Annotated in this window: 5 protein-coding genes; 3 read left to right on the forward strand and 2 right to left on the reverse strand. The window is 54.6% G+C overall.

From position 1 onward, the window contains the following. Both VFU50_05200 and VFU50_05205 read left to right on the forward strand, forming a co-directional pair. A partial coding sequence (locus tag VFU50_05200) for a BrnA antitoxin family protein (protein ID HEU5232235.1) occupies window positions 1-663 on the forward strand: 663 nt, incomplete at its 5' end. Window positions 664-1,352: 689 nt separating this feature from the next. Beyond that, window positions 1,353-6,506 carry a DUF4011 domain-containing protein gene (locus VFU50_05205; protein HEU5232236.1) on the forward strand — a complete coding sequence of 1,718 codons (5,154 nt, stop codon included), beginning with the start codon at window positions 1,353-1,355 and terminating at the stop codon, window positions 6,504-6,506. A gap of 494 nt (window positions 6,507-7,000) precedes the next feature. On the opposite strand, the gene VFU50_05210 is transcribed toward VFU50_05205, so the two are convergent. Together VFU50_05210 and VFU50_05215 are read right to left on the reverse strand one after the other, a co-directional pair. Continuing rightward, window positions 7,001-7,396 carry a helix-turn-helix transcriptional regulator gene (locus VFU50_05210; protein ID HEU5232237.1) on the reverse strand — a complete coding sequence of 132 codons (396 nt, stop codon included), beginning with the start codon at window positions 7,394-7,396 and terminating at the stop codon, window positions 7,001-7,003. Beyond that, window positions 7,377-7,763, reverse strand: coding sequence for a type II toxin-antitoxin system RelE/ParE family toxin (locus VFU50_05215; protein ID HEU5232238.1), 387 nt, complete (start codon window positions 7,761-7,763; stop codon window positions 7,377-7,379). The genes VFU50_05210 and VFU50_05215 overlap by 20 nt, the downstream gene beginning before the upstream one ends. Window positions 7,764-8,834: 1,071 nt before the next feature. On the opposite strand from VFU50_05215, the gene VFU50_05220 reads away from it, so the two are divergent. Next, window positions 8,835-10,472: a GAF domain-containing sensor histidine kinase gene (locus VFU50_05220; GenBank protein HEU5232239.1), complete on the forward strand. Its 1,638-nt coding sequence runs from the start codon at window positions 8,835-8,837 to the stop codon at window positions 10,470-10,472. Window positions 10,473-10,475: the final 3 nt, after the last annotated feature.

Raw genomic sequence — 10,475 nt, forward strand, 5'->3', positions numbered from 1 at the left:
CGCAGACGAGCGCAGATTGAATCACAGTGGATCACTGAAGCAGCGTTAATCAGAGGTAAGATGTGTTCTGAAATCATGGCAAAGCGCGATATTTTCGGTGAGCTGATGGGCGGAGTGAAAAACATGGCCGCGCATCGCGAAGGTAAGATCACTCTCCCCAGCAACCAGCTGAAACCGCCGAAGCCTCCCCGCGAATCCAGCAAGACGAAAGGCACTGCAAACCCCAGAACAGAAATCTTCAACAAACTGGAGCAGTCGTTACAAGACGCCCTCGCCTATGAGCAGGGCAGAAAGACCCGGCTGCGTGTAAGTGAGCTTGCGTCGGTGCGCAACTCCCTGACGAAAGCTGAGCGTAAGCGGCAACTGAGAGAGATCTCGGCCATTCGCGATTCTGAAATCGACACATCAGATATTCCAGAGCTTACGGCCGAGCAAATGGGACGTGCGGTACGAGGGCAGGGGTACCGTCCGGTGAAAAGGCCAGTTACGATGCGCCTGGACGTGGACGTGATTGAATGGCTCAAGCAGGGCGGACGCGGGTATCAGACCAAAGCCAACCGCCTGCTCCGGACGGAGATGCTTCGGTCGGTGAAGAACAAAAGCGTGCAACGCGATCCTGAATCAGTCAGGCGCAGGAAGTTGAGCCGATTTGAGGGCGTCTGAGCCCGAAGGCGAAATCCTGAGCGACGTCGAAGGATCTTGAGCCGATTTGACGGCGTTTAAGCCCGAAGGCGAAATCCTGAGCGAAGCCGAAGGATCTGAGCCGATTTGAGGGCGTCTGATCGGGGTCCCCGGCGCGCGCCTCGCGTGACGGGTGACCCGATTCGCGCCCTCTGCCTTTGCGGTGAGAAGGTTTTGCCTTCCCGACCCCGGCGACCTGTCCCGGCTTGCCGTGGATGACGCGCGATTGCGGCGATCAAGGCGATTCTCGATCTCCCGATCACCCGATGTCCCGATCACCAGATCATCCGATGTATTGGGTGCTGGAGCTGGAATCAATAGTGAAGCAGCTGCTGGCGACTGGGTTCTAGCGGCTGGTGGGCCGCGAAGGACGCGAAAGAGTGCCTCGAATCTGACGCGCAGATGAGCCCTATTCGATGCCATCCCTGGATTCGCTCGCTATCCGACCTATCTTCGTGTTTTGAAGAGCTTTCCATCCTTCCTCTGCGACCTCTGCAGTGAGCCGTCTTCTTTTCCTTGCAAATTACCGCAACTCACATAAACTAGGCATACACCCCTTCATTGCTTATGGCTAGGACCTCGTCTTCTCCCAAAAACCAGTCCAGCGGCGTCAATCTTGGTCTTGAGCTGAAGATATCGCGCAACTCGCAGCAAGGGATGTACCTGTAGATATGGGGCATGGTACCAGCACCGCACAGTCAAGCACGGACGGGTTCGTCCGCAATGTAATCCAGCAGTACCGAACGAAGCTGCTTGATCTAACCGGACGAAATCCTTTGATAAGCTTCCGACATTCCGAGCGTTCCCGGAGCCACATTCGAATTGTCGACGAGATTCCCGAAAAGCTCTTCGGGAAACTCGATGCAGGTAAACAGCTATTTTTCGAACCACTCCCTGATCCCGAGCTAACGCCCAGCGATGAATCAACCCCTATGTTCCAGACGCTATTGCGTCGAGGAAAAGCCGAAGACGACGATTACAGAACCGCCCTAAAAGAGCTGGGGCCGAACCCTTCTCCTCGCCAGAAGCAAAAGATCGAGCGCGAGCTTCGCAATCGAATCCGGCTAAAGGTCGGCTTCGCGCCATTCCAACCAACTTGGGAGCCTGTCAAGCGGGCGCGAGAATTGGGCTTAAATCCGGATTACGAACTGCCGGTCCTGAACGGTCAAGTCGCTCGACGCTATAACGACTCCAAAATCCAAACTCTTTTTTTTGCTGAGGACCTTGAGCGCAAACTTAGCGGCTTGCGAGATTCGGCGCGCGTTCTCGAAAAGGACGCCGGCTATAATGCGCTGTATCTGGCGTTTGGCTTTCTGGAGTATTACGAATCCGAGCACAGCGATGAAAAGCGGCATGCACCATTAGTTTTCGTACCAGTGACATTGGAGCGGCAGCTCGCCGATCAACGCTACTTATATTTCATCCAGACCCGAAACGAAGAGATCCAGGTTAATGTAGCGCTGGCGGAACTACTCAGGCAGATGGCAGTCACGCTGCCGGCTTGGATCGAGGATGAAAAGGACGACGACCCGCTCGGGACATATTTGAAGCGAGTCGAAAAGGCAATTGGCGCGAAGCGCGATTGGAAATTGCGTCGCTATGCCACTCTGGGTCTATTCACCTTCTCGACGCTCGCGATGTACAACGACCTTGATCCACGCCGATGGCCCGCTGAAGATCCCCTCGAACAGAGGTCCGTCCTGCGTACCTTAATCGCCGGAGCCGAAGTAAGCAACATTGGGTATGCCGAAGATTACGAAATTGATACGCTCCAAGGACCGGAGCCGTTGTTAATCACCGATGCCGATTCATCTCAGCATAGTGCCGTTATCGACCTTCTTAAGAGCGCATCTTCGCAGGTAATTCAGGGACCGCCCGGAACGGGTAAATCCCAAACAATCACAAACATGATTGCGGCCGCATTGAACGACGGTCGCACCGTCCTGTTTGTTGCCGAAAAGATGGCAGCACTTGAAGTGGTGAAGAAAAGGCTTGACGATGCCGGATTGAACTCATTCTGCCTTGAGCTCCATTCGAGCAAGGCTTCAAAAGCGGCAGTAACCAACTCGCTTGCGGCACGCATTGAATACCGAGCTCCTCGTTTGCGTCCCGATCAACTGCGCGGTAACGCTGAGGCGCTCATAAAAACGCGAACCGAATTGCTGTATTACGTGCAGCATGTCAATGATGATGCTGGCAAGACGGGACTGAGAGTCTACGACATACTGTTAGGCAGCGCAGTGCGGGATGATCTAAGACGTGATTTACTGTCCGGTATTGCCGATGCGCGGTTTGGCAATCCATTAAACATTGATCCTTACACTTACCGGCAGATGGTGGATGCTGCTCGCACGCTCGAATCGCAAATGCGGGCACTTGCAGCATTCGGCAAACTGGCTGAACATCCTTGGCGTGGTTTTCAGAATATTGAAATAACGGAATTAGATGAAACTCGTTTGCTTTCGCTTATTTCTGCCTGGAATACTGCAATAGTCGCTGCCCTCGATGACATATCATCTATTGAGAGTGGCGTTGGCTATCTTTTCCCGTCGAACCAGCGCGAAATTGAAATCCTTTGCCGCAAAGTCGTCATTGCACCCGTCCCACCTCATCTAATTGCAGGCGAAGCATACCGGTATTGTGCTTCAAGAGAAAATCGGGAGCGATTGCGCGCGACAATTGAGCAGTTTGGGAGGCTGACAGGCAATGAAACAGAGCTAGGAGCGGTCTGCGAAGATGTCGCAGCAGCACGACACATCAGCAGCAAATCAATACAATCCGCTCTCGATAAGCTGAAGAGCGTAGGAGTCTCGCATTTCGAGATTTCGTCTGTTCTAGAGCTCAGACAGCAGTCACAAAGTACTGCTGAAACAGTCACGCACCTCACACCTTTCTGCACCACCTTAGTAGGATCTGTCGGGCTGAAAGAAGCGTCAATCGGCGCACTGCGCGGCTGCACTACTGCTTTGGAGTTACTTGCCAGATTGTCTCGTGGGATCTGGAGCAAGCGATCGGCAGCTGTGCTGGATGAAGCTAATCACAAAGTGCTTGAACGGAGCGCCGCTCAGAGCGCAGCTCTAACCCGTCGCCGAGCGACTCTAGATGCTGAGTTCGATCTCAACGTTCTTCCGAAAGCGGATGACCTACGGTCTCATGGTCTCGCTCTCCGTTCAGCAAACGCACTAACCTCACTCTTCAGTTCCTCGTGCCGTCGGGCGCGCCAGGTTTTCCGCGGAATCGTTCGTGACCCCTCGAAAAAACATCGGCGTACCCACATCGCCAATGATCTGCTCGCGTGCAGCCAATATCTGGCCGACCTTGATGCTTTCGCGTCTAGTCCTGTCCTTCGTCCCATCTGTGGAGAATGGTTCGCGGGACTGGAGACACCGTTCTCAGAACTCCTAGAGCTGTCAAATTGGGCGACTGAGGTTCGGCATCGGCTTGCCGGTTTCGGCGAAATCGGCGCCAGCATTCAAGAGTTCCTCTTCACCGCGACCGTACCTCAGCTGGATCGGTTGGCTGCAATGCGGGAGCAGTCGGCATTTTCTTCTCTGAATGCCATTTTGGGAGATGCAACCAACACTAACGAGTCGACTTGGTTACAGACAGTTGAACGGGTGAACACGAGGGCCGATAAATTCAGAGACGCTGCTGATGTGTTCCTAGCCGCGCGTTTCAAATTATCTTCCACTGAAGTGGATGTCTCTTCATCGATTAGACTCCTTCAAGAATGCGAGGCTGCAGCAGAGCGCCTTGCGCACGATGCCGCCGCTCTCGATCTTGTCGGGGGCTCGCTCGAAACGCTGCGTCAAAAGCAAGATGCATTGAAATCAACGTTAGCCTTTGCTTGCGCCGTAGCTTCTCTCGAGCTTCCTGAAGCTTTAATTCAGCACTTCTTCCACCAGCCTGAAAACATTGCTCTAATCCGGGCTCAGGGCGAGGAGCTGTTGCGTAAGTGCTCTGCGATCACCGAATTCGCGGCTTTGGTCACCACTTCAGCTCAACTCGACCCGGAGTTGTGGAGTGGTGTCGAATCCTTCGACTTGGCACCCCTACAAGATCTCCGGGCACGGAACAAACGTGCCATTGAGCACCTCTCGGCATTACGAGATTATCTAAGCTTCCTGCTTGCGGAGGATGCTGCTGTTGATCTGGGCGCCGGCCCTGTTCTCTCCGTCTATTCCAGTGCAGGCGAGGATTACCGCAACCTTGCAAATGCACTTGAGTTTGTTTTCTATCGATCTGCTGCAGAGGCAATATTGAATAACGATCCACGGTTGCGGCGGCACAGCGGAGCAACACACCAAGAACTTAGGAATCAATTCCGAACGCTCGATCGAGAGTCTCTTGAACTTAAGCGTAAAGAATTGGCTGTAAAGCTGACGCAACGTCCGGTCCCGGCGGGCAATTCTTTGGGGCCAGTTTCCCAACTCACTGAACTCGCGCTCGTCACGCGTGTAGCAGGCCAGACTCGCCCTCGCATCATGGTTCGCGATCTGCTGAGTCGATCCGCAAACGCTATTCAGAATATGATGCCTTGTTGGATGATGAGCCCGATGTCGGTTGCGCAGTATCTCGATCCCCACGACCTGCGTTTCGATCTTGTAATTATGGATGAAGCCTCTCAGATTCGTCCCGAAGAAGCTCTTGGCGCTATTGCGCGTGGCGCGAAAGCCGTAATTGTTGGCGATCAGATGCAATTACCTCCCACCCCCTTTTTCCAGAGGCTGTCGGGGGGCGAGGCGAATGACGACGATGAGTTTGCTGAAGAGACAAAGCAGGATTCCGTCTTGGAGGCAGCCGCGGGGCGATTTCATCCCATGCGCCGCTTAAAGTGGCATTACCGTTCGGAGCACGACTCGCTAATAGCCTTTTCGAATCGCGAGTTTTACCAGAATGAGCTCACTGTCTTCCCATCGCCGTTCTACGATGACCCAGAATACGGTGTGTCACTGGTGCAGGCGAATGGGATCTACAAAGGGGGTCTTAATGAGATTGAAGCGAGAACCGCAGTCAAAGCAGTCATTCAGTTCATGAAGGACTATCCAAAACAGTCGCTCGGAGTGGTGGGGGTGAATGCGAAACAAGCTGAGTTTATCCGCGAGCTGTTGGATAAGGAAATAGCGACGGATCCAGAGGCGACGGCTTACGCCCAAGAATGGAATGGGAAGCTGGAAGAGTACTTTGTAAAGAACCTTGAAAACGTGCAGGGCGACGAGCGGGATGCGATTTTCATTTCTACGGTCTACGGGAAGGACGAGAACGGGAATTTCTATCAGAGATTTGGACCGATTAACGGGATATATGGACACCGACGACTGAATGTTCTGTTTAGTCGCGCAAAGAAGAAGGTGACAGTTTTCACGTCAATGTCACCGGAAGACATTCAAGATGAGGGTAAACACCGGGGCGTAGGCGTACTTAAGCGCTATCTGCAGTATGCACGCGACGGGATGGTGGTGAACGCAACCCCCACGGGCGAAGAGTGCGACAGTGACTTTGAACGCTGGGTGCTCCAGGTTCTTCAGGCGCATGGCTACGAAGCAGTGCCGCAGGTAGGTGTCTGCGGTTACCGCATTGACATCGCGGTACGACACCCAGCGAAACCCGGAGTGTTCCTGTGCGGCATTGAGTGTGACGGTGCAACCTATCACAGTGCTCGTTCGGTTCGCGAACGTGATCGCTTACGGCAGGAGATTCTCGAACGATACAAATGGAAGCTGTATCGCATCTGGTCAACCGATTGGTTTAGAAATCCAAATCTTCAGACTAAGCAGCTTTTGCGATACTTGGAGCAATTGCACCCACCTTTGTCGGGACATTAATCATCAACTACCGGCTTGATCTGTTTACAGGCACCACCAGGAATTCCAGTGTTGAGCCAATTATTTGCTCGGCTCAGAATACGGCGCCCTATTCGTGAAAAGCAGAGGCGGGTCACAACCGAGCTGGCGGAAGAACGCAATCGCTTTGTGGCCGATGAGGTTCTGATTGCCTATGCACATCCGAGCGGCAAAATGAAAACGCTCGCGCGCGAGCTGCTCAGAGCGGGCAAGCGGGTTTATACTTCAACTCCAAAGGCGACGCCGGCCCTTGTGCACTGGGGGCAGTTCCGGTTGAGCCGGAGTATTTCGCTGATCGTAATGCGATAGATTCTCAGAGTTCTGCCTGAGGAGAGAAGCTCTGCGTCCATAAAACCAACCGCGCTACAAAAGACCTCGACAGCCCTTCAGGTGCTTCTTCAGTCCTCACCACCTCCGCGCCCTCTGTGGTGAACGGACTTGCCACAGACCGCCAGGGCTGAACATGGATTGGAACATCAAGCGGATTTTTGCTGTGCTGCGGGAGAGTGTTTGCGCGAGCGAGGTTTGCGCTTTAGCGCCAGGCCGGCGCCGCTGACGACAATAGCAGCCGCTCTCCAGCGCGGCCTTTTACGGATAACGATTTCGACATCCTGGCCAAGCGCGTTCAGGAAGTGCATGAGCCGTTCGGCGGAGAAACCGTCCAGCCGGTAATTGCGAAGAGCGGAGACGTTGGGCTGTTTCGTCCGGAGTTGCCGGGCAGCTTCTACCTGGGTCAGGTGCTCAATCAGCTTATTAATAGCCAGGGCGAGCCGCACTTTGGTGTGCTCCTCGCCGGCATTGAGCAGCCCCAGATCTGCGAACACATTCCCGGAACTCGGTTGAACCTGGTTTTCATCTGTTCCTTTTGCCATGGCTCTCCTCGTAATGCTGTTGCGCAATTTGCAGCCGTTTGTGAACGTTCTCTACATCCTGTTGCGGAGTCCTGATGCCCTTCTTCGACTTCTTCTGAAAGGCATACAAGGCGTAAATCACGTCGGCGAAGCGTACTGTGTACAGGGCCCGATAGGTGCTCCCCTGATCGTCTTCTACGATCTCAAATACGCCTGGTCCTTCGCCTTTCCAGGGCTTGCTCGCGGGGTGTTTTGCTCCCATCTGGGCAAGCGCCAGCGCTCTGCCCACCGTTCTCTTGACGCCCTTTGGGAACTTTCTTACCTCCCGGAGTGTGTCGCCGATCCAGACCAGCGGCTTCAGTTCCGGCGAGGGTGCTTTCTCCGTCATGAATTATCCTAATTTTGGGATAGGAAATCAACAGGAAACATTATAAGAGGTTGCATAGAGCCAACCCACACCGCGGACTAACGCGGATCCCCGGCTTCGCCCCACGGCAGGCCGGGGCAGGCGCCGGGACGGGTGAGCGCGGATCAAAACCCGGTTGAGCCACTGACGAGCGCAGACGAGCACGGACCGAACCCCTTTTACCACAAAGGACACGAAGGAACACGAAGGTCGTAAAACCCCTAAAAACCATTTACCACAGAGAACACGGAGGAACACGGAGGACTCAGCCGCGAAGGGCACGAAGGGCGCGAAAGGTCAAGGCTTACCGCGGATTTTCGCAGAATCAGCGCGGATTGAACCCCTTTTACCACAAAGGACACGAAGGAACACGAAGGTAGTAAAAGTCAAAAGGCAGGAGCCGTTTACCACAAAGGACACGAAGGAACACGAAGGTAGCAAAAATCAAAAGCCAGGAGCCATTTACCACAGAGAACACGGAGGATGTATCTGTGCTCGTCTGTGATTGTCAGTGGCCGAAACCTTGGAAGCCCTTTTCGCGGGCAGGAGTTCCCGCGTTCCAGCCAAAATTATTGATTGCAAAAGGCTTTTAATTCTTCTAAGGTTTTAAACTGCTGGCGAGAAATATACTAACTATCTGGTTCACATTCAGGGCTGGTTCGGGTAAAATACCTTACAAGTAAGGTCTTGGGCTGCGTAGGGCAAAAGTCTGGTAAGGCTCATTTCGTCAAGTGGTTAGGAACTAGGAATCGCCGACATCGCCGTGATCGCAACGTGATCGCCGAGATCGGAAAAGCAAAACCAGATTAGCCACTGACGAACACAGAGAAACACTGATAGCGGCAGGAGTTCACCCTGCCCCCAGCACACGAAGCGTGCGCCGGGGACCCCGAGCGACGGACGCAAAGATCGCAAAGTAGTGAAAGGCCAAAAGCCAAGAGCTAAAAGCCAAGAACCAAACGGGCCTCAGAAAACCAGCAGCAGCAAGTCTGAAGTCTAAGTAAGAACTCAGCAGTCGAGCAGTAAGAACCCAGCAGTACAGGAAGAAGTCGAGTGACAGCAGTACCGCCGTTTAAGGAATCATCGCGAGAGCTGATTGTTGAAGTAGCGCAGGCGTTAAAGCCCTACTTCCCGGACATAACTCATTCCTGGCGTGAGAAACTGACGCAAGAATTCGGCTTTGATGGGCGGATTCTGTCCGCGCTGGAGCGCCTGACACCCTCTGCCGGGTGCGAATTTTTCTGCCACAACGATTTTCCCGGATTTGAAGAGAACCTCCAATACTTCGGCACGCGGCTTTCCAAGCTGCAGGTGAATACGCGCGCCGTGGCGCGGTGCCTGGAACTGTATCTGCTCTCATGCGACCCGTATTTATCCGGGCTGTTTCCGGAACGCGAAGGGGAGGCCAAAGCTGCGCTGGAGATGCTCTCCTCCGTTTCCTTCGTGATTATTTCCGGCGCGTACTTTGATGCGAAGACGCTGGAATCGAACGCGCTGCTCTCACTACTCGACGCGGAGCTGGCGGCGGAAGACTTGAGCGTGCTGCTGCAGAAGGTCCTGGAGATTACGACGCGAACCTTCGATGCATCAATCGGAGCAGTGCTGCTGCGGGACCAGGAGCGCAGCCATCTGAAAGTTGCTTATTCCGTCGGAATGGAAGGCGCGGTGCCGGAAGATTCCACGGTCACACTGGGCACCGGATTTGCGGGAAGAATCGCAGTCACAGGCGAGCCGGCGATGATCCTGGACACGAGCGCGGAAGCGAGCACGCTGGCGCCGGCGGTGCGAGCGCGAGCGAAGTCGCTATGGGGAGTGCCGCTGAAAGCGGAAGGCGAAACCATTGGCGTGCTGGCGATTGGGTTCAACAAGCCGTATGAATGGCTGCCGACGGAACGAGAGCTAATGCGTGCGATCAGCGATCGCGCGGCGCTGGCGATTGAACGCGCACAGATGACGGACGCGCTACGCGAGCGCGAGCAGCGCATTGCAGAACTTTCCGGCCACCTTTTGCGAGTGCAGGAGGAAGAGCGGAAGAGGATCAGTCGCGAGCTGCACGATGAAACGGGGCAGGCGCTGATGGTGATTCGCCTTTACCTCGGCATGATGGAGAGCGGGATCACGCAGCGAAACGTGAAGACGAAGATCCGCGAGACAGTGGAAGTTGTGGATCGAACGATTGAAGGTATCAGAAGGATTATTGGCAAGCTCTCGCCATTGGTGCTACAAGAACTAGGACTGGTGGCGGCGATCCGGAAAGAGGCCAAAGATCTGGCCAAGAGCACTGGCGTGAAAGCGCGCGTGCTGATTGCGGACGATGTGGGCCGGCTGGCGCCGGGGACCGAGCAGGCGATTTATCGCGTGGTGCAGGAAGCGCTGCATAACGTGGCGAAGCACGCTCAGGCGAAGAACGTGACGGTGCAGGTGGCGCGAGAAAGCAAGATGGTGCACGTGCTGGTGGAAGACGATGGAGTCGGGATCCAGCCGAAGTCCGGAGCGAGCAAGGAACGGCAGTCGTTTGGGCTGGCCGGGATTAAGGAACGAATTGCGATGTTGGGCGGGGTGTCGCGCGTGATCTCCGCCAAAGGAAAGGGAACGCGCATTGAAATAACGGTGCCCGCGGGCGAGCCGGTTTCAACAGTTGAACGTCCGCTGGCACAAGCCGTGGCGCAAGCCAGGGCATGGCCGAATTAAAAA

It is taken from the genome of Terriglobales bacterium (genome assembly GCA_035764005.1).
GTDB lineage: Bacteria > Acidobacteriota > Terriglobia > Terriglobales > Acidobacteriaceae > Gp1-AA112.